The organism is Bradyrhizobium septentrionale, assembly GCF_011516645.4.
GTDB classification, from domain to species: Bacteria; Pseudomonadota; Alphaproteobacteria; order Rhizobiales; family Xanthobacteraceae; genus Bradyrhizobium; species Bradyrhizobium septentrionale.
Window position 1 is genome coordinate 4,049,276 of record NZ_CP088285.1, and the last position, 18,462, is coordinate 4,067,737.

At 65.2% G+C, this 18,462-nt stretch carries 21 protein-coding genes; 13 read left to right on the forward strand and 8 right to left on the reverse strand.

The genetic code is table 11. The features are described 5' to 3' along the window. Window positions 1–485 precede the first annotated feature (485 nt). Window positions 486–788, reverse strand: a complete 303-nt coding sequence (locus HAP48_RS20975; protein WP_166210509.1) for a hypothetical protein — start codon at window positions 786–788, stop codon at window positions 486–488. 50 nt (window positions 789–838) lie between these two features. Between HAP48_RS20975 and HAP48_RS20980 the strand changes: the two genes are divergently transcribed. The 9 genes from HAP48_RS20980 (at window position 839) to HAP48_RS21020 (ending at window position 7,704) form a co-directional block, all read left to right on the forward strand. Continuing rightward, on the forward strand, window positions 839–1,036 hold the full coding sequence (locus HAP48_RS20980; RefSeq protein ID WP_175612310.1) for a hypothetical protein: 198 nt from the start codon (window positions 839–841) through the stop codon (window positions 1,034–1,036). Window positions 1,037–1,038: 2 nt separating this feature from the next. Next, the gene (locus HAP48_RS20985; RefSeq protein WP_166210506.1) at window positions 1,039–1,794 is read left to right on the forward strand and encodes a metal ABC transporter ATP-binding protein; all 756 of its coding nucleotides are present in this window, start codon (window positions 1,039–1,041) and stop codon (window positions 1,792–1,794) included. A 5-nt stretch (window positions 1,795–1,799) separates the two neighbouring features. After that, window positions 1,800–2,669: a metal ABC transporter permease gene (locus HAP48_RS20990; RefSeq protein ID WP_166210503.1), complete on the forward strand. Its 870-nt coding sequence runs from the start codon at window positions 1,800–1,802 to the stop codon at window positions 2,667–2,669. A gap of 5 nt (window positions 2,670–2,674) precedes the next feature. Continuing rightward, window positions 2,675–3,547 (forward strand): metal ABC transporter substrate-binding protein, encoded by an 873-nt coding sequence (locus tag HAP48_RS20995; protein ID WP_166210499.1) that lies wholly within the window; start codon window positions 2,675–2,677, stop codon window positions 3,545–3,547. A 55-nt stretch (window positions 3,548–3,602) separates the two neighbouring features. Then, complete coding sequence (locus HAP48_RS21000; RefSeq protein WP_166210496.1) at window positions 3,603–4,652, forward strand: CobW family GTP-binding protein; 1,050 nt, start codon at window positions 3,603–3,605, stop codon at window positions 4,650–4,652. Beyond that, a complete protein-coding gene (locus HAP48_RS21005) occupies window positions 4,652–5,671 on the forward strand; it encodes a WD40 repeat domain-containing protein (protein ID WP_166210493.1) in 1,020 nt (339 codons plus the stop codon). The genes HAP48_RS21000 and HAP48_RS21005 overlap by 1 nt, the downstream gene beginning before the upstream one ends. A gap of 43 nt (window positions 5,672–5,714) precedes the next feature. Continuing rightward, window positions 5,715–6,431 carry an MgtC/SapB family protein gene (locus HAP48_RS21010; protein WP_029077546.1) on the forward strand — a complete coding sequence of 239 codons (717 nt, stop codon included), beginning with the start codon at window positions 5,715–5,717 and terminating at the stop codon, window positions 6,429–6,431. 79 nt (window positions 6,432–6,510) lie between these two features. Further along, window positions 6,511–6,840: a hypothetical protein gene (locus tag HAP48_RS21015; RefSeq protein ID WP_166210490.1), complete on the forward strand. Its 330-nt coding sequence runs from the start codon at window positions 6,511–6,513 to the stop codon at window positions 6,838–6,840. Window positions 6,841–6,963: 123 nt separating this feature from the next. Beyond that, a complete protein-coding gene (locus tag HAP48_RS21020; RefSeq protein WP_166210487.1) occupies window positions 6,964–7,704 on the forward strand; it encodes an acetoacetate decarboxylase in 741 nt (246 codons plus the stop codon). Between the two features lie 66 nt (window positions 7,705–7,770). Here the strand turns inward: HAP48_RS21020 and HAP48_RS21025 are convergent, their stop codons facing one another. From HAP48_RS21025 to HAP48_RS21050, 6 genes are all read right to left on the reverse strand, one after another. Next, entirely contained in the window at window positions 7,771–9,213 is a 1,443-nt protein-coding gene (locus HAP48_RS21025; RefSeq protein ID WP_175612309.1) for a homospermidine synthase, read from the reverse strand. Window positions 9,214–9,253: 40 nt separating this feature from the next. Continuing rightward, entirely contained in the window at window positions 9,254–9,643 is a 390-nt protein-coding gene (locus tag HAP48_RS21030) for a RidA family protein (protein ID WP_166210481.1), read from the reverse strand. Between the two features lie 128 nt (window positions 9,644–9,771). Further along, on the reverse strand, window positions 9,772–9,939 hold the full coding sequence (locus HAP48_RS21035; protein ID WP_166210478.1) for a hypothetical protein: 168 nt from the start codon (window positions 9,937–9,939) through the stop codon (window positions 9,772–9,774). 11 nt (window positions 9,940–9,950) lie between these two features. Then, a complete protein-coding gene (locus HAP48_RS21040; RefSeq protein WP_166210475.1) occupies window positions 9,951–10,553 on the reverse strand; it encodes a GNAT family N-acetyltransferase in 603 nt (200 codons plus the stop codon). A gap of 129 nt (window positions 10,554–10,682) precedes the next feature. After that, window positions 10,683–11,825: a type III PLP-dependent enzyme gene (locus tag HAP48_RS21045; RefSeq protein ID WP_029077540.1), complete on the reverse strand. Its 1,143-nt coding sequence runs from the start codon at window positions 11,823–11,825 to the stop codon at window positions 10,683–10,685. 669 nt (window positions 11,826–12,494) lie between these two features. Beyond that, window positions 12,495–12,755: a hypothetical protein gene (locus tag HAP48_RS21050; RefSeq protein WP_166210472.1), complete on the reverse strand. Its 261-nt coding sequence runs from the start codon at window positions 12,753–12,755 to the stop codon at window positions 12,495–12,497. Between the two features lie 130 nt (window positions 12,756–12,885). On the opposite strand from HAP48_RS21050, the gene HAP48_RS21055 reads away from it, so the two are divergent. From HAP48_RS21055 to HAP48_RS21065, 3 genes are read left to right on the forward strand one after another with little or no spacing between them, the layout of a single operon-like run. After that, window positions 12,886–14,973, forward strand: coding sequence for a M3 family metallopeptidase (locus HAP48_RS21055; RefSeq protein ID WP_166210469.1), 2,088 nt, complete (start codon window positions 12,886–12,888; stop codon window positions 14,971–14,973). Between the two features lie 2 nt (window positions 14,974–14,975). Then, complete coding sequence (locus HAP48_RS21060; protein ID WP_224496527.1) at window positions 14,976–15,623, forward strand: DUF1007 family protein; 648 nt, start codon at window positions 14,976–14,978, stop codon at window positions 15,621–15,623. Beyond that, the gene (locus tag HAP48_RS21065) at window positions 15,614–16,777 is read left to right on the forward strand and encodes a nickel/cobalt transporter (protein ID WP_166210466.1); all 1,164 of its coding nucleotides are present in this window, start codon (window positions 15,614–15,616) and stop codon (window positions 16,775–16,777) included. Before HAP48_RS21060 ends, HAP48_RS21065 begins: the two co-directional genes overlap by 10 nt. Before the next feature lie 146 nt (window positions 16,778–16,923). On the opposite strand, the gene HAP48_RS21070 is transcribed toward HAP48_RS21065, so the two are convergent. Next, the gene (locus tag HAP48_RS21070) at window positions 16,924–17,322 is read right to left on the reverse strand and encodes an MAPEG family protein (RefSeq protein WP_029077534.1); all 399 of its coding nucleotides are present in this window, start codon (window positions 17,320–17,322) and stop codon (window positions 16,924–16,926) included. A gap of 101 nt (window positions 17,323–17,423) precedes the next feature. Between HAP48_RS21070 and hemH the strand changes: the two genes are divergently transcribed. Continuing rightward, a complete protein-coding gene (gene hemH / locus HAP48_RS21075) occupies window positions 17,424–18,461 on the forward strand; it encodes a ferrochelatase (protein WP_166210463.1) in 1,038 nt (345 codons plus the stop codon). Window position 18,462 lies beyond the last annotated feature (1 nt).

Below are 18,462 nucleotides of genomic sequence, written 5' to 3' on the forward strand. Positions count from 1 at the left end.
CCACTCGCTGCCGTCTGAAAGCCGGGGCCCATGGGTGGGATCGGCACCCGGCTTTCCTTGCGCCCTCTGCGAGAGAGGGCGAAACGAAATGAAAAGCTCGGACAAATCATGTCGCGAGAACGCGAAGCTGCGTCCCAACCCAAATTGTCATCGCCCGGCTCGACCGGGCGATCCAGTACGTCGCGGCCTCTCGGCTCAACAACGGGCGTCTCTGGAATACTGCATCACCCGCATGCGCGGGTGATGACACCGCGTGTTTGACATCTTGAATCGAGATTATCCTCCATCGCGCAACACACTCGGTGTCGTCCTGGCGAAAGCCAGGACCCATTACCCCAAATCTCAATTGTTGCTCGACGCTGAGGCCCCGATCCGGTTCATCACTGAAGGCTGGTTATGGTCCTGGCTTTCGCCAGGACTATGAACGGAGAGGCTCGCGGCAGGACGACGAGCGAATACAGACCGCGCCGCGACGACCCTTCGCCCTAACTCACATACACCAGCCGATAGACATACGACTTCGCCCCCTTGCGGCTCACCCAGTCGCCTTCGGGCGGGTGGTCGCCCTGGTCGGCCGGCAGCACGTTCCACGGCCTGCCGGTGCAGGACCCGCTCTCCGGGTCCCAGGCGACCCAGCCCCAATCCGGCCGGTGCTCGATCCAAAGATCCTGATCCTGACGCTGGTAGCCGACGGTTCCATCGGGGCGGGCCCTGCGGACGAAGACATAGACGAGGGCGTCACTCTGCCGGCGCAGCTCAAATCTCTCCCGGTTTTGCGGATCCGCCATGAGTTCCTCGTTTGTAGACTCGCGTTATGTTATAATATAACAGTCTGTCCATGGCGCATACACATACCCACGATCACGACCACCAGCACGGCCACCCCCATCCGCACGCCCACAGCCACGGCCCGGCGGGGCACCCGGCCCAGACGGCGCACTGGTCGATCCTGCGCATGACCGTGCCGGCGCGGCTTGCCGCGGCGGTTGCGGTCTCTGTGTGCCTGTGGGGCGTGGTCTGGCTGGCGATGAGGTGAGTATGGGTGCGCTTGTCACATTCCGCGACGTTACCCTTGGCTATGACCGCCACCCGGCGGTGCATCATCTCAACGGCGCCGTCGAGGCGGGCGCGCTGCTTGCCGTGATCGGCCCGAACGGCGCCGGCAAGTCAACGCTGCTGCGCGGCATCGCCGGCGTGCTCAAGCCGCTGTCGGGCGTGATCGATCTCGACGGGCTCGACCATCGCGACATCGCCTATCTGCCGCAGTCCGCCGACATCGACCGCACGTTCCCGATCTCGGTGTTTGATTTCGTCGGCACCGGGCTGTGGCGCACCACCGGTTTCTTCGGCGGCATCGGCAAGGGTGCGCGCGAGAAGATTTTGGCGGCGCTCGCCGCTGTCGGCCTCAATGGTTTCGAGAACCGCCCGATCGGTACGCTGTCCGGCGGCCAGACCCAGCGCATGCTGTTCGCGCGCGTGCTACTGCAGGACGCCCGCCTGATCGTGCTCGACGAGCCGTTCAACGCCATCGACGCCAAGACGTCAGCCGATTTGCTGGCGCTGGTGAAGCGCTGGAACGGCGAGGGGCGCACGGTGCTGGCGGCGCTGCACGACCTCGACATGGTGCGCAACAATTTCCCGGAGACGCTACTCCTGGCGCGCGGTCCGGTGGAATGGGGCCCGACCGCAGAGGCGCTGACGGCGGACAATCTGATGGTCGCGATGCGGATGTGCGAGGCGTTCGACGACTCTGCCGGCGCTTGCGCCGCCGATCCGCGCTCGCGGGCTGCCTGACGCCAATGCTCACTGACGCGCTGATCACGCCCTTCACCGAATTCGAGTTCATGCGCCGAGCGCTGGCGGCGGTGATCGCGCTGTCGCTCGGCGGCGCGCCGATCGGCGTGTTCCTGATGCTGCGGCGTATGAGCCTGGTCGGCGACGCCATGGCGCATGCGATCCTGCCGGGGGCTGCGATCGGTTTCCTGCTGTCCGGGCTCAATCTGTTCGCGATGACGACCGGCGGCCTGATCGCGGGCTTCACCGTGGCGCTGCTCGCGGGTCTGGTCGCCCGCACCACCGAGCTGAAGGAGGACGCCTCGCTCGCGACCTTCTATCTGGTGTCGCTCGCGCTCGGCGTCACGATTGTTTCCATCAAGGGCACCAATATCGACCTCTTGCACGTGCTGTTCGGCAACATCCTGGCGATGGACGACCAGACGCTGCTGGTGATCGCCTTCAACGCCACCCTCACGCTGCTGGTGCTCGCGGTGATCTATCGCCCGCTGGTGATCGAATGCGTCGATCCGGTGTTTCTGCGCACCGTGAGCCGGGCCGGCGCGCCGGCGCATCTCGCCTTCCTCGCGCTGGTTGTGGTCAACCTGGTCAACGGCTTCCATGCGCTCGGCACGCTGCTCGGCGTCGGGCTGATGATCCTGCCCGCAGGCATTGCGCGGTTCTGGTCGCGCGACATCACCACCATGATCTGCATCGCGGTCGCGAGCGCGATTGTGTCGGGCTATGCCGGGCTGGTGCTGTCGTACCAGACCCGGATTCCGTCCGGTCCGGCGATCATCCTAGTCGCGGCAGGGCTCTATCTGGTGTCGCTGCTGTTCGGCAATGTCAGTGGTTTGGTGCGGCAGCTGTTCCCCGGCCGCCATCTCGAGGCGTGAGTGCGATGCGGCGTTTGCTTGGGTTGATCTGTCTGGCGCTGGTGGTGGCGAGCGGTCCGGCGCATGCCGCGGAGCGTATCAATGTCGTCGCGAGCTTCTCGATCCTTGCCGACATGGTGCGCAACATCGGTGGTAACAGGGTCGATGTCACGGCGCTGGTCGGGCCCGACGGTGACGCCCATGTCTATGCGCCGACGCCGGCGGACGCCAAGACAGTCGCTTCTGCGCGGCTGCTTGTCGTCAATGGGTTCGGCTTCGAGGGCTGGATGCCACGGCTATTGCAGGCCTCCGGCAGCAAGGCCGCGATTGCGGTCGCGACGACGGGGATCACGCCGCGCCAGCGTGGCGGCCATGAGGATCCGCATGCCTGGCAATCGGTCGTCAATGCAAAGGTCTATGTCGAGAACATCCGCGACGCGCTGGTGGCCGCGTCCCCCAACGATGCCGCGACGTTCAAGGCCAATGCCGAGGCCTATCTGGCGAAGCTCGACGCGCTCGACCGCGAGGTGCGGGAGGCGGTGGCGAAAATACCGCAAGGCCGGCGCAAGGTGATCTCGACCCACGGCGCCTTCGGCTATTTCGCCGATACCTATGGCATCGCCTTCATCGCCCCGCTTGGGGTCTCCACCGATTCCGAGCCGAGCGCACGCGATATCGCCGCCATCATTTCCCAGATCAGAGCTGAAAAAATTCCAGCAGTTTTTCTCGAAAACATCAGCGATCCGCGCCTGATCGAGCGGATCGCGGCCGAGACCGGGACCAGGGTCGGCGGCACCCTGTATTCGGACAGTTTGACCGGCGAAAAGGGCCAAGTCCCCACTTACATTGATATGGTCAGGCACAATATAAAGGCCCTGACCAGCGCGCTCGCCGACTAGGGGCAGGGGCCTCCCTGCCGGGGATTGAGCGCGGACCCAAGTTCCCGGAGTTGTTATGGCTGAAGCTTCGCAAAAAATTCCTGTGACCGTGCTGACGGGCTATCTCGGCGCCGGCAAGACCACCTTGCTCAACCGCATCCTGTCGGAAAACCACGGCAAGAAATACGCCGTCATCGTCAACGAATTCGGCGAGATCGGCATCGACAACGACCTCATCATCGGTGCCGATGAGGAAGTGTTCGAGATGAACAATGGCTGCGTTTGCTGCACGGTGCGCGGCGACCTCGTCCGCATCATGGACGGCTTGATGAAGCGCAAGGGCAAGTTCGATGCCATCATCGTCGAGACCACCGGCCTTGCCGACCCGGCGCCGGTCGCCCAGACCTTTTTCGTCGACGAGGACGTGCAGAAGAACGCCCGGCTCGACGCGGTCGTGACCGTCGCCGACGCCAAATGGCTGAGCGACCGCCTCAAGGACGCGCCGGAAGCCAAGAACCAGATCGCGTTCGCCGACGTCATCGTGCTGAACAAGACCGACCTCGTCTCCAAGCCCGAGCTCGCCGAGGTCGAGGCCCGCATCCGCGGCATCAATCCGTACGCCAAGCTGCATCGCACCGAGCGCTGCCAGGTTGGAATCGCCGACGTGCTGGAGCGCGGCGCGTTCGACCTCGACCGCATCCTGGAGATCGAGCCCGATTTCCTCGAGGCCGGCGACGATCATGACCACGATCATCACCATCACGACCATGATCACCACCATCATCATGATCACGGCCATGGCCATGGCCTGAAGCACTATCACGACGAGGACATGCAATCGCTGTCGCTGCGCTCGGAGAAGCCGCTCGACGCGACCAAGTTCATGCCCTGGCTGCAGCAGCTCGTCGCCACCGAGGGCCAGAAGATCCTGCGCTCGAAAGGCATCCTCGCCTTCACCGGCGATGACGACCGCTACGTGTTCCAGGGCGTCCACATGATGCTGGAGGGTGATCACCAGCGGAAATGGAAGGACGGCGAGAAGCGCGAGAGCCGCGTTGTGTTCATCGGTCGCGAATTGCCCGAGCAGGCGATCCGCGACGGCTTCGAGCAGTGCATCACCACGTGATGAAAGAGTTCGATCCGGGCGAGGCCCCTTCTTCCATCGTTTCGATCACCGACCGCGTCAAGCAGCTCCCGCTCGGCGCGGCGGTCAGCTCGGTGCATTTCCTCGGTGACCGCGCGTTCTTCGTTGGCGCCGAAGAGAGCGTCGCGATCGCGACCGCCGACGGCGAGATCACGCGGACAGAGAGGCATTTCGGCGCCATCCTGTGCGCGGCCTCCGACGGCAAGCGGATTGTCACCGGCGGTGACGACGGCAAGCTGATCGCGATCGATGCCAAGGGCGAGACCTCAACCATCGCAACCGACGCCAAGCGGCGCTGGATCGACAATGTCGCGCTGCATGGCGACGGCACCGTGGCGTGGTCGGCGGGCAAGACCGCGTTCGTGCAGGGCGCCAAGGGTGAACCCAAGACCTTCGAGGTGCCGTCGACCGTCGGCGGGCTCGCCTTCGCGCCGAAGGGCCTGCGGCTTGCGATCGCGCATTACAACGGCGTGACGCTGTGGTTTCCCAACATGGCGGCCAGTCCGGAATTCCTGGAATGGGCGGGTTCGCATCTCGCTGTGATGTTCAGCCCGGACAACAAATTCCTCGTCACCGCGATGCATGAGCCGGCGATGCATGGCTGGCGGCTCGCCGACAACAGGCACATGCGGATGAGCGGCTATCCGGGCCGCGTCCGCTCGATGTCATGGAGCGCCGGCGGCAAGGGGCTCGCGACCTCGGGCGCCGATACCGTGATCGTCTGGCCGTTCACCAGCAAGGACGGCCCGATGGGCAAGGAGCCGGCGATGCTGGCGCCGATGCCGGCGCGGGTCGCGGTGGTCGCCTGCCATCCGAAGAACGACGTCATGGCGGTCGGCTATGCCGACGGCACCGTGCTGATGGTTCGGCTCGAAGACGGTGCCGAGATCCTGGTGCGCCGGAACACCGGCGCGGCGGTGTCTGCGCTCGGATGGAATGCCAAGGGCACGCTGCTCGCCTTCGGCACGGAAGATGGTGACGCGGGCATCCTGGAAATGTAAGAGATCGCGGCATCCGAAGCGTTTCGAGCGAACTGGCAGGGTCATGCGATTTCTCACCACATTCCAGCTCGCCGACTTCATCGACACGCTGGTCAGCCTGGCGACCGCCTTCGTGCTCGGCACGCTGATCGGCGCCGAGCGGCAGTACCGGCAGCGTACTGCGGGGCTGCGCACCAACGTACTGGTCGCGGTCGGCGCGGCCGCCTTCGTCGACCTCGCGATGCATCTGGCGGGCGCCGACGGCGCGGTGCGGGTGATCGCCTATGTGGTGTCGGGAATCGGCTTCCTCGGCGCCGGCGTCATCATGAAGCAGGGCATGGACGTGCGCGGCCTCAACACCGCAGCGACGTTGTGGGCCTCGGCCGCGGTCGGCTCCTGTGCCGGCGCCGACCTGGTGGCGCAGGCGGCCGCGCTGACCGTGTTCGTGATCGCCGGCAACACGCTGCTGCGTCCGCTGGTCAACGCCATCAACCGCATCCCGCTGAATGAGAAGGCCTCGGAGGCGACCTACTACTTCAAGCTCGCGGTCACCCCCGAGGCGCTGCCCGACATGCGCGACCGTGTGGTCGAAAAGCTCGAGGCCGCGAACTATCCGGTCGCCGATGTCAATGTGGTCGAGGCCGGCGACGACTTCCTGGAAATCGTGGCAACACTGGTCTCTACCGCGGTCGACCCCAATGAGCTGAATGCCGTGGTCGTCGACCTGCAGCACCAGCCCGGCGTGCGGCACGCGACCTGGGAAATCAGCACCACGGATTGACGCTGGGTTCCGCAGCCGGGCGCTTCGGAACCATGCCATGGCAGGATCGTTGACCTCGCGGACAATGCGGGTGAACGAGATGGCTGCTGATCGGACTAGGCTGCGGAACGACATGCTGATCGCCTCCACGTTGGTGGTGGCGGGCGTTGCGATCGCGGTGTTGTCGCTGCACGCGATCAATGCGGCCCCGCCGCAGGAGATGGCGCAGGCGACCCAGCCGCTGCAGACGACGCCGTCGCCCGAGCCGCAGCAGACCGCGCCGGCCGAGTCAAAACCCGGCGGCGAGCGGCCGACCACGCCGGCGCCGCAGCCGGCCCGTCCCGACGCCGACGCCCAGAAGGCCGGCGCCAGGCCGGCGCTGCCGCCGGCGCCCGCCGAGAAGACCGCGCCGCCGATCGAGAAGAAATAGGCGCGCTCGGGCCGAGCGCATTGTGACGCGCATTTGACGAACGCTGCCGCTTATACGGTCTCGCTTCCGCCGCCCGCGCCCGCCATAATCTGCCGTCTCGCCAACGACAGATCGGGGCATTTCATGAAGATCGAGGACGTCCGCCGCACCGCCTATTCGATGCCGCTTACCAACCCGTCGTTCCCGCCGGGGCCGTACCGGTTCTTCGACCGCGAATATTTCATCATCACCTACAAGACCGACCCGGAAGCGCTCGCCGCCGTGGTGCCGGAGCCGCTCGAGGTCGCCGAGCCGGTGGTGAAGTACGAATTCATCCGCATGCCCGACTCGACCGGCTTCGGCGACTACACCGAGACCGGGCAGGTGATCCCGGTCCGCTTCAAGGGCGAACTCGGGGCCTATACCCACGCGATGTATCTCGACGACGAGGCCCCGATCGCCGGCGGCCGCGAGCTGTGGGGATTTCCGAAGAAGCTGGCGCGGCCCAAGATCGAGATCGAAAGCGATGTCCTGGTCGGCTCGCTGCATTACGGCTCGGTGCTCTGTGCCTCCGCCACCATGGGCTACAAGCACCGCAAGGTCGACCACGACACCGTGCTGAATGCGATGAAGGCGCCGAACTTCATCCTGAAGATCATCCCGCATGTCGACGGCACCCCGCGGATCTGCGAGCTGGTGCGCTTTCATCTCGACGATGTCGTGCTGAAGGAGGCCTGGACCGGCCCCGCCGCGCTCGGCCTGTTTCCGCACGCGCTGTGCGACGTCGCCCGCCTGCCGGTGCGCGAGGTGATCTCGGCGCTGCACTACAAGGCGGACCTGACGCTCGGCCTCGGCTCGGTGGCGTTCGACTACATGGCGAAGTGAGCGGTGGCCGACAGCAAAATGCCCGGCGCGAGGCCGGGCATTTTGTTCTCAAGACGTGGTGGTCGATCAGCGCACCAGAATGTTCCGGAACTGCCAGGGATCGCTCGTGTCAATATCTTCCGGAAACAGTCCCGGGCGATCCGTCAGCGGCGTCCAGTCGGTGTAGAAACCCTTCACCGGGCCGAGATAGGGCAGCTGGATTTCCAGCAGACGATCGAAATCCATCTCGTCGGCTTCGACGATGCCTTGGTTCGGGTTTTCCAGCGCCCACACCATGCCGCCGAGCACGGCCGAGGTCACCTGCAGGCCGGTGGCGTTCTGATAGGGCGCGAGTTTGCGGGTCTCTTCGATGGAGAGCAGCGAGCCGTACCAATAGGCATTGTTGTCGTGGCCGAACAGCAGCACGCCGAGTTCGTCGATGCCGTCGACGATTTCGTTCTCATCGAGGATGTGGTGCTTCTCCTGCATCTTCGCCGCGCGGCCGAACATTTCATGCAGCGACAGCACGGCATCGTCAGCCGGATGATAGGCATAGTGGCAGGTCGGCCGATAGATCGCCTTCCCGGATGAGTCACGCACCGTGAAGTAATCGGCGATCGAGATCGACTCGTTGTGGGTGACGAGGAAGCCATACTGCGCGCCGCGGGTCGGGCACCAGGTCCGCACGCGCGTGTTGGCGCCGGCCTGCATCAGATAGATCGCTGCGCCGCAGCCGGCTTCGTGGGTATGCGCATTCTCGGGCATCCATTTTTCATGGGTGCCCCAACCGAGTTCGGACGGCTGCACGCCTTCCGACAGGAAGCCTTCCACCGACCAGGTGTTGACGAAGACATCCGGCTCCTTCGGCGACTTGGCGCGCTGGGTGTCGCGTTCGGCGATGTGGATGCCCTTGATACCAGCCTGCCGCATCAGGTCCGCCCATTCGGCTTTGGTCTTTGGCTTCGGGGCATTGAGCTTCAGGTCAGCGGCGACGTTGAGCAGCGCCTGCTTGACGAAAAACGAGACCATGCCGGGATTGGCGCCACAACAGGAGACGGCAGTCGTCGAGCCCGCGGGGCGCGCCTTCTTGGCGGCCAGCGTCACTTCGCGAAGCGCGTAGTTGGAGCGCGCTTCCGGGCCCTTCGAGGAATCGAAATAGAAGCCGAGCCAGGGCTCGTTGACGGTGTCGATATAAAGCGCGCCAAGCTCGTTGCAGAGCTCCATGATGTCGGTGGAGCCGGTATCGACCGAGAGATTGACGCAAAAACCCTGGCCGCCGCCTTCAGTGAGCAGCGGGGTCAGCAAGTCGCGATAATTGTCCTTGGTCACGGCCTTCTGGATGAATCGCACATTGTGCTGCTCGCAATGTGCCTTGCGGCCCTCGTCCTTCGGATCGATCACGGTGACGCGCGACTTGTCGTAGTCGAGGTGTCGCTCGATCAGCGGCAACGTGCCTTTGCCGATGGAGCCGAAGCCGACCATGACGATGGGGCCGGTGATCTTCGCGAAGATCTGCGAGGAGGGACTCATCATTTTCTCCAGGAGAGTGCCTAGCGGCGGGTAGGGTGGATCAGGGGTTGCGACGCTTCGCGGTGACTTCGATCTCGACCTTCATCTCGGGCTTGTAGAGCCCCGCGACGATCAGCAGTGTCGCCGCCGGGCGAATGTCGCCGAGAACCTCGCCGCAGACCGCGAAATGGGCGTCCGCGTCATTGACGTCGGTGAGGTAGTAGGTCGCGCGGACGATGTCGGCCATCGCGAAGCCGCCCTCCCTGAGGGCGGCCTCGATGGTCTTGAAGCAGTTCCGTGACTGGCTCGTGACATCTTCGGGCATGGTCATGGTGGTGTAGTCGTAACCGGTGGTTCCCGCGACGAAGGCGAAATCGCCGTCGATCACGGCACGGCTGTAGCCGGCGGTCTTCTCGAACGGAGAGCCGGTGGAAATCAGGCGGCGGGACATGTCGGACCTCGGCTGAAAATGGCTTTGCGCGGGGTTTACGGGCATTTTTGTCGCCCGCGCAACCCCCGGATTCTGACCTGGTATTCTGACTTTGGATTCTGACTTGGGTTTTGGCCCTGCGGCCGGCGCTAGTGGGACTGCTGCGTGGTGTCCGGCGGCGCCGGCGGCGTGCCGGTCCAGCGCCGGATCAGGATGTCCCTGACGATCATGACCGAGATCAGGATCAACATGACCGTGGTGACCAGGCCGCGCCAACGCGGGCGCACGCCATCGGTTGCGGGAAAGTGCTCCGACATGGCGGCCCGCCCTACGCCGCGTGCGGCACGGCGAGCAGTGCCTTCCGGGTCCGGGATGCCTTCACCTTGGGCACTGCGCCGGTCGGCGTGATCATGCCCCAGGCGCCATCCAGCGCTCCCTCGACAAGCTCGAGGCCGAGCAGCCGGTCGCGCTCGAAAGCACCGGGCAGCGACAGCTCGCCGGTCTTGCCGGCAGAGAAGCCGAAACGGGCGTAGTAGGGCGCGTCGCCAAGCAGGATCACCGCGCCATGGCCACGTGCCTTGGCGGCGGCGAGCGCGCGCTGTACGAGCGCGGCGCCGACGCCGAGGCCGCGGCAGTCGTCGTCGACTGCCAGCGGCCCCAGCATCAGCGCGCTGCGGCCCCCCGCGCTGACGTGCCACAACCGCACGGTTCCAACCAGCCGGCCGTCCTGGCGCACGGCCGCAAGGCTCAGGCCTTCGGCGGGCGCGCGTCCGTCGCGCAGGCGCTGGCAAATGCGGGCATGGCGATTTTCGCCAAAGCAGGCATCCAGCAGCGCCTCACGCGCGACGACGTCCGAGGCTCGCTCCGCACGGATCGCGAACGGAGCGGCTTGTCGGATGAGGGCAACGGGGGTGTTCCGTTTTGCAGTCATGGCACGTCAGTCCCCGCTTGCAACGGCGTGTCGTACGCCGCGGCAAGCGTCGTTGAGAAAATCAAAAATGATCGGGAAGGAGCCGGCGGGGCCGGCTCCCGGTTCATCAGGCCTCGAAAAGGAGGCGGCTCAGATGTGGTAGGTCTTCAGCGGCGGAATGCCGTTGAACGCCACCGACGAGTAGGTCGACGTATAGGCGCCGGTGCCTTCGATCAGCAGCTTGTCGCCGATCTCGAGCGTCACCGGGAGCGGATACGGCAGCTTCTCGTACAGCACGTCGGCGCTATCGCAGGTCGGGCCCGCGAGCACGCACGGCGTCATGTCAGCGCCGTCATGCGGGGTGCGGATGGCGTAGCGGATCGACTCGTCCATCGTCTCGGCGAGACCGCCGAACTTGCCGATGTCGAGATAGACCCAGCGCACCTCGTCCTCGTCGCTCTTCTTCGAGATCAGAACGACTTCGGTCTCGATGATGCCCGCATTGCCGACCATGCCGCGGCCCGGCTCGATGATCGTCTCCGGGATCTGGTTGCCGAAATGCTTGCGCAGCGCGCGGAAGATCGACCGGCCATACTGCAGGACCGGCGGAACGTCCTTGAGATACTTGGTCGGGAAACCACCGCCCATGTTGACCATGGTGAGGTTGATCCCGCGCTCGGCGCAGTCACGGAACACGGTCGAGGCCATCGCGAGCGCGCGGTCCCACGCCTTCACCTTGCGCTGCTGCGAGCCGACATGGAACGAGATGCCGCATGGCTCCAGCCCCAGGCGCTTGGCAAGGTCGAGCACATCGACCGCCATCTCCGGGTCGCAGCCGAACTTGCGCGACAGCGGCCACTCGGCGCCGGCGCAGTCATAGAGGATGCGGCAGAACACCTTGGCGCCGGGAGCGGCGCGGGAGATCTTCTCGACCTCGGCGGCGCAGTCGACCGCGAACAGGCGAATTCCGAGCGCGAAGGCACGCGCGATGTCGCGCTCCTTCTTGATCGTGTTGCCATAGGAGATGCGGTCCGGCGTCGCACCGGCGGCCAGCGCCATTTCGATCTCCGCGACGGTCGCGGTGTCGAAGCAGGAGCCGAGCGAGGCGAGCAGCGACAGCACTTCGGGCGCCGGGTTGGCCTTGACGGCATAGAACACGCGGCTGTCCGGCAGCACCTTCGCGAAGGTCTGGTAATTGTCGCGCACGACGTCGAGGTCGACGACGAGGCACGGCTCGGTGTCGAGACCTTCGCTGCGGCGGTGACGCAGGAATTCCTGGATACGTTCGGTCATGGCACTCTCCAACGGCCCCAGCGACGGGATCCGCATCAACGTGACGTCGGATAGGAGTGCTCTGGCCACATTGCGCAATGGAGGCGCAACGAAGCCAAAAGACTCAAACCAGACTGTGCTGCCGTGGATTGGTTGGGAGAGTTTCCCGCCCGCACACCTGGCAATGAAGGACAAGCCTTTTCAGTAGCCCGCGCCGGCTTTGGACTGCCGGTAGAGACCAAAAAAGCCCGATCCGTCGTTGCTTTAAGTCGCGTCCCCCGTTGAGAGCGGGGTGCGCCGGTTCGCCTCCGGCTGCCAGTCACGGTTGCAAAGAGTGGTGAGACCTTCAACGGCATCCCTGGAGAGGGAGGCTGGCCGCCTCGTGTCCTGATGGACGTAAGCGACCCTCGGTTCTTCCACCCCTTGGCGGCTGTCCGGCCTCTTGTCCGGATACCTACCGACTGACACACGACCACAGGCACGTGCGAAATTGGGCAAGGCAGGAAATAAGTCTTTTGAATTCGGGGTGCAAGATTTTTTTTGCGGTAGCGACAAATTTCCCTAACGCGTGCTTGCGATCTCGCGCGCAGCACACGGTCGGGGCGGTGAGGATGAACGGCTGTTAAGAATGACTAACGAAGCGTGTGGCGCTTTAGCCCTGTGCCACAGCGCTTTCTTGAATCGCAGCGGTCAGGCGCGACGCGTGAACGGCTCGACGCGCTGCGCCGCGCGGATGAAGGCGATCATGATCAGGACTCCGACGCCGAACAGCACGGCCTGCAGGATGTGCGCGCCGACATCACTGAGCCCAAGCAGGATCGCGAGCGCCCAGCCGCCGGCGAACGCCGCGCCGAACACTTCCGCGCCGATCAGGATCGCCGCCGAGATGACGGTGATGACGCTCGGCCAGGCGATGGTGCGGTTGCCTGAGGTGGAAGGCTGCATGGTCATGGAATAGGTCCTGTTCAGGGGGCGCAATCTCTCCGAAAAGTGCCCATCTATCAAGCGCAAAAGGCCCAAAAATGCCGTATCGCGTGATATAGATTGGGCCGCATTTTCAAGGCGAAAAACGGGACATTCGATGTCAGAAACCAGCGCAGAGGCCGAAGTCCAGAGTTTGGCCAACCCCCTCCTGAAGGCATGGCAGACGCCGCTCGAGACGCCGCCCTTTGCCGAGATCAAGCCGGAGCATTTCCTCCCTGCCTTCGAGCAGGCCTTCGCCGACCATTCGGCTGAAGTGGCTGCGATCACCCATGATCCGGCGTTGCCCGACTTCGACAACACCATCACGGCGCTGGAGCGCTCCGGCAAGCTGCTGTCGAAGGTCTCCGCGGTGTTCTACGACCTGGTCTCGGCCCATTCGAGCCCCGCGATCCTGGAGATCGACAAGGAGGTGTCGCCCCGGATGGCGCGGCACTGGAATCCGATCATGATGAACGCTGTGCTGTTTGGCCGCATCGCCATGCTGCACGAGAAGCGCGCCTCGCTCGGCCTGACCGGCGAGCAGATGCGGCTGCTGGAGCGCACCTATACCCGCTTCCACCGCTCCGGCGCCGGGCTCGACGACGCGGCCAAGGCCCGCATGGCCGAGATCAATGAGCGGCTCGCTCATCTCGGCACCTCGTTCAGCCACCATCTGCTCGGCGACGAGCAGGAGTGGTCCATGGAGCTTGGCGAGGACGACCGCGCCGGCCTCTCCGATACATTCGTGGCGGCCGCCAAGGCCGCGGCGGAACTGCGCGGCATGGGTGGCAAGGCGATCGTGACGCTGTCGCGCTCCTCGGTCGAGCCGTTCCTGCAGAGCTCTGAAAGCCGCGACCTGCGCGAGAAGGTCTACAAGGCCTTCACAGCACGCGGCGACAATGGCAACGCCAATGACAACAACGCGACCATCGTCGAGATCCTCGCGCTGCGCGAGGAGACCGCGAAGATCCTGGGCTTCCCGACCTACGCCGCCTATCGCCTCGAGGATTCCATGGCCAAGACGCCGGAGGCGGTGCGCGGCCTCTTGGAGCGGGTCTGGAAGCCGGCGCGGGCGCGGGCGCTTGCCGACCGCGACGCGCTGCAGGCGCTGATCACTGAAGAGGGCGGCAATTTCACTTTGGCGTCCTGGGACTGGCGTTATTACGCCGAGAAGCTGCGCCAGCGCCGCGCCAATTTCGACGATTCCGCGATCAAGCCCTATCTGGTGCTCGACCACATGATCGAGGCCGCCTTCGACTGCGCCACCCGCCTGTTCGGCGTCACCTTCGAGGAGCGCAAGGACGTGCCGGTCTGGCATCCGGACGTCCGGGTCTGGGAGGTCAAGGGCCGCGACGGCAAGCACAAGGCGCTGTTCTACGGCGACTACTTCGCGCGGCCCTCGAAGCGCTCCGGCGCCTGGATGACCTCGCTGCGCGACCAGCAGAAGCTCGACGGCGCCGTCGCGCCGCTGGTCATCAATGTCTGCAACTTCGCCAAGGGCGCCGACGGCGCGCCGTCGCTGCTGTCGCCCGACGATGCGCGGACCCTGTTCCACGAGTTCGGCCACGGCCTGCACGGCATGCTCTCCGACGTGACCTATCCGTCGCTGTCGGGCACCAGCGTGTTCACGGACTTCGTCGAGCTGCCCTCGCAGCTCTACGAGCACTGGCAGGAGCGGCCCGAGGTGCTGCAGCGTTTCGCCCGCCACTACCAGACCGGGGAGGCGCTGCCGGACGACCTGCTCAAGCGCTTCCTCGCCGCGCGCAAGTTCAACCAGGGCTTTGCCACCGTGGAGTTCGTCTCCTCGGCGCTGGTCGACCTCGAATTCCACACCCAGCCGGCGGCGGCGAGCCGCGATATCAGGGCCTTCGAGCAGAAGGAACTGGAAAAGATCGGCATGCCCGCGGAAATCTCGCTGCGGCACCGGCCGACCCAGTTCGGCCACATCTTCTCCGGCGACCACTATGCCTCCGGCTATTACAGCTACATGTGGTCGGAGGTGATGGACGCCGACGCTTTCGGCGCCTTCGAGGAGGCCGGCGACATCTTCGATCCGGCAACCGCCAAGCGGCTGCATGACGACATCTATTCGTCGGGCGGTTCGCGCGATCCGGAGGAGGCCTATGTCGCCTTCCGCGGCCGCGAGCCCGAGCCGGACGCGCTGCTGCGCCGTCGCGGCCTGCTTGAAACGCCCGAGGCGGCCTGAAGGTGCGGCCCGCCTTCAGCCGCCTGATCGCCTGGCTGGTGCTTGCGGCCTCCGTCGTGCTCGGCACGGCGGCCGCCGAGGCCCATCCGCATGTCTGGATCACCGCCCGGAGCGAGCTGATCTACGCGCCTGACGGCACCATCACCGGGGTCCGCCACGCCTGGACCTTCGACGATATGTTCTCGACCTACGCGCTGCAGGGCATCGAGACCAAGGTGAAGGGCGCCTACAGCCGCGAGGAACTGGCGCCGCTGGCGCAGACCAACGTCGAATCGCTGAAGGAATACGCCTACTTCACCTTCGCCAAGGGCGACGGCAAGAAGCAGAAGTTCACCGAGCCGGTCGACTACTACCTCGAATACAAGGATTCGGCGCTGACGCTGCACTTCACTCTGCCGGTGAAGACGCCGTTCAAGGCCAGGCAGCTCTCGCTCGAAGTGTTCGACCCGACCTACTTCATCGACTTCCAGTATGCCGAGAAGGAGCCGATCAAGCTGGTCGGCGCCGCGGCCGACTGCAAGCTGGCGTTCCAGCGGCCGAACGACGGCACCGCCGCCGCGGCAAAGCTCGGCGAGCAGAACTTCCTCGACGGCAATGCCGGCAACTTCGCCATGATGTTCGCCAACAAGATCACGGTGGAATGCCCATGACGTCGATCGTCTCCCGGGTGACCCGCGGCCTCGTCGTCTCCGCCGTCGTGGTTGCTGCAATGGCGCTGTTCGATGGCGCGGTACATGTGCTGCTGGCGCAAAATCCGTTCGGGGCGCCGCGTGCGGCGGAGCCGCAGGGCGGGCTGGTCGGCTGGCTATTGGCAAAACAGTCGGAATTTTACCGCGAGATCTCGCAGACCATCCGCGCCGCGAAATCCGACGGTTCGGCGGTCTGGACGCTGCTTGCGATCTCCTTTGCCTACGGGATCTTCCATGCGGCCGGCCCTGGTCACGGCAAGGCGGTGATCTCGTCCTACATGGTCGCCAATCGCGAGACTGCGCGACGGGGCATCGTGCTGTCGTTCGCCTCGGCGCTGATGCAGTCGCTGGTCGCCGTTCTCATCGTTGGCGTCTGCGCCTGGCTGCTCAATGCGACGGCGAAGACCATGTGCGGGGCCGAGAAGGGGATCGAGATCGCAAGCTACGCGCTGATCGCGGCGTTCGGCGCCCGGCTGGTCTGGGTCAAGGGCGGCGGCTTCTTCCGCGCGCTGCAGGTGCCGCGCCCGGCGCTGGCGATGGCTGGCGCGCATCAGCACGATCACGACCATGGTCACCATGACCACGACCATGGCCATGATCAACATCATCGGCACGCCCAAAACCATGCCCATGACCATGACCATGCCCATGACGATCACGGCCATCATCACCACGATCACCATCACGGCCACGATCATGATCATGACGCGCAGCATGTCCATGACGAGCATTGCGGCCATTCGCACGGGCCGACGCCGGCCGAGCTCGCCGGTCCCGGCGGCTGGCGGCGCGGCCTCGGCGCGATCCTCACGGTCGGGATCCGGCCCTGCTCGGGCGCGATCCTGGTGCTGGTGTTCGCGCTGGCGCAGGGCCTGTTCTGGGCCGGCATCGCCGCGACCTTCGTGATGGGACTCGGTACCGCCATCACGGTGGCCGCGATCGCGCTGGTCGCGGTGTCGGCGCGCGGCCTGGCCGAGCGGCTGAGCGCGGCGCGCGACGGCGGCGGCATGGTCATCATGCGCGGCCTGGAGTTCGCCGCCGCCGGCCTGGTGCTGCTGTTCGGCCTCGGGCTGCTGCTCGGCTATGTCGCGGCCGAACGGGCGACGTGCCTTTGAGGTCCCATAGCGTATCTGATCCGTCATCCTGAGGTGCGAGCGGAGCGAGCCTCGAAGGATGAACGGCCCGGCCGGTGGCCGTCGATCCTTCGAGGCCCGCGTTCCGCGGGCGCCTCAGGATGACGGATAACGGGGGAGAGCCGCGCTCAGCTCGTCAGGTATCCCCTTATCGCCGGCAGGAAGAAGATCGCGATGTTGATCGCAAAGCCGATGCTCCAGAGGATCGAGCGCAAGGTCGGGCGGTTGCCGATATAGGTGAAGACGTAAGCGATCCGCACGATCAGGAACAGCACCGCGAGCTCGTCGATCAGCCGCAGCGGGCCGACGCGGAATTCGGCGAGCAGCACGGCGAATGCAAAGAACGGGAAGGCCTCGATGCCGTTCTGGTGGGCGCCGAGCGCCCGCGCGCGGATCGGGTCGTCGTAGAAGTCGGGATCGCGCGGCTTCGAATTGTCGAACCCGCGGATGCCGGCCCATTTCACCGATACGATCGTCAGGAGCGAAAGCATCAGCGTCCCGAAGACGCACCATTCGGCGATCGTCATGGTTCCTCCCATATTCCGGACGGGAACGTAGCCAACCGGCACTCGGCTTGACAAGGTTGGAGCAACGCGCGAAGCCCAACTTCCCCAAGCGCAAGGCGATCATGAGCACCGTCATCCCCTTCGAGAGCGCGAAGCCTGCCGCGGCGCCGAAGCCGGAACGCGTCGGCGTGCTGCTGGTCAATCTCGGCACGCCGGATACCGCGGATGCCACGGGGGTACGGGTCTATCTCAAGGAATTTTTATCCGATCCGCGGGTGATCGAGGATCAGGGCCTCGTCTGGAAGCTGATCCTCAACGGCATCATCCTGCGCGTCCGCCCGGCCCGCAAGGCGCGCGACTATCTGAAGATCTGGAACACCGAGAAGAACGAGTCGCCGCTGAAGACGATCACGCGCTCGCAGGCCGACAAGCTCGCGGAGGCGATCGCCGATCACGACCATGTCGTGGTCGACTGGGCGATGCGCTACGGCAATCCCTCGATCAAGCAGCGGATCGAGACGCTGGCGGCGCAGGGTTGCGGCCGGCTGCTGCTGGTGCCGCTCTATCCGCAATATTCCGCCGCGACGTCGGCGACCGTCTGCGACGAAGCGTTTCGCGTGCTGGCCGCCATGCGCGCGCAGCCGATCCTGCGGGTGACGCCGCCCTATTACGACGACCCCGACTACATCGAGGCGCTCGCGGTCTCGATCAATGAGCATCTTGCGACGCTGCCGTTCCAACCCGAGATCATCATCGCCTCGTTCCACGGCATGCCGCAGGACTATGTCGACAAGGGCGATCCCTATCAGGCGCAATGCATTGCCACGACCAACGCGCTACGCAAGCGGCTCGGGCTCGATGCGAACAGGCTGATCCTCACCTTCCAGTCGCGCTTCGGCAATGCCGAGTGGCTGCAGCCCTATACCGACAAGACGGTCGAGAAGCTGGCCAAGGACGGCGTGCGGCGGATGGCAGTGGTTACGCCCGGCTTCTCCGCCGATTGCCTGGAGACGCTCGAGGAGATCGCGCAGGAGAACGCGGAAATCTTCCGTCACAATGGCGGCGAGCAGTTCGCCGCCATCCCCTGCCTCAACGACAGCGACGGCGGCATGGACGTGATCCGCCAGCTCGTGCTGCGCGAGCTGCAAGGCTGGATCTAAC

Bases quoted from the DNA above. Each gene is read 5' to 3' on its own strand.
- HAP48_RS21025 (WP_175612309.1), bottom strand. From the start codon at position 9,213: ATGAGTCCCTCCTCGCAGATCTTCGCGAAGATCACCGGCCCCATCGTC.
- HAP48_RS20975 (WP_166210509.1), bottom strand. From the start codon at position 788: ATGGCGGATCCGCAAAACCGGGAGAGATTTGAGCTGCGCCGGCAGAGT.
- HAP48_RS21070 (WP_029077534.1), bottom strand. From the start codon at position 17,322: ATGACGATCGCCGAATGGTGCGTCTTCGGGACGCTGATGCTTTCGCTC.
- HAP48_RS21045 (WP_029077540.1), bottom strand. From the start codon at position 11,825: ATGACCGAACGTATCCAGGAATTCCTGCGTCACCGCCGCAGCGAAGGT.
- HAP48_RS21065 (WP_166210466.1), top strand. From the start codon at position 15,614: ATGCCCATGACGTCGATCGTCTCCCGGGTGACCCGCGGCCTCGTCGTC.
- HAP48_RS20985 (WP_166210506.1), top strand. From the start codon at position 1,039: ATGGGTGCGCTTGTCACATTCCGCGACGTTACCCTTGGCTATGACCGC.
- HAP48_RS21040 (WP_166210475.1), bottom strand. From the start codon at position 10,553: ATGACTGCAAAACGGAACACCCCCGTTGCCCTCATCCGACAAGCCGCT.
- HAP48_RS21020 (WP_166210487.1), top strand. From the start codon at position 6,964: ATGAAGATCGAGGACGTCCGCCGCACCGCCTATTCGATGCCGCTTACC.
- HAP48_RS20980 (WP_175612310.1), top strand. From the start codon at position 839: ATGGCGCATACACATACCCACGATCACGACCACCAGCACGGCCACCCC.
- HAP48_RS20990 (WP_166210503.1), top strand. From the start codon at position 1,800: ATGCTCACTGACGCGCTGATCACGCCCTTCACCGAATTCGAGTTCATG.
- HAP48_RS21015 (WP_166210490.1), top strand. From the start codon at position 6,511: ATGGCTGCTGATCGGACTAGGCTGCGGAACGACATGCTGATCGCCTCC.
- HAP48_RS21005 (WP_166210493.1), top strand. From the start codon at position 4,652: ATGAAAGAGTTCGATCCGGGCGAGGCCCCTTCTTCCATCGTTTCGATC.
- HAP48_RS21035 (WP_166210478.1), bottom strand. From the start codon at position 9,939: ATGTCGGAGCACTTTCCCGCAACCGATGGCGTGCGCCCGCGTTGGCGC.
- hemH (WP_166210463.1), top strand. From the start codon at position 17,424: ATGAGCACCGTCATCCCCTTCGAGAGCGCGAAGCCTGCCGCGGCGCCG.
- HAP48_RS21010 (WP_029077546.1), top strand. From the start codon at position 5,715: ATGCGATTTCTCACCACATTCCAGCTCGCCGACTTCATCGACACGCTG.
- HAP48_RS21055 (WP_166210469.1), top strand. From the start codon at position 12,886: ATGTCAGAAACCAGCGCAGAGGCCGAAGTCCAGAGTTTGGCCAACCCC.
- HAP48_RS21030 (WP_166210481.1), bottom strand. From the start codon at position 9,643: ATGTCCCGCCGCCTGATTTCCACCGGCTCTCCGTTCGAGAAGACCGCC.
- HAP48_RS20995 (WP_166210499.1), top strand. From the start codon at position 2,675: ATGCGGCGTTTGCTTGGGTTGATCTGTCTGGCGCTGGTGGTGGCGAGC.
- HAP48_RS21050 (WP_166210472.1), bottom strand. From the start codon at position 12,755: ATGACCATGCAGCCTTCCACCTCAGGCAACCGCACCATCGCCTGGCCG.
- HAP48_RS21000 (WP_166210496.1), top strand. From the start codon at position 3,603: ATGGCTGAAGCTTCGCAAAAAATTCCTGTGACCGTGCTGACGGGCTAT.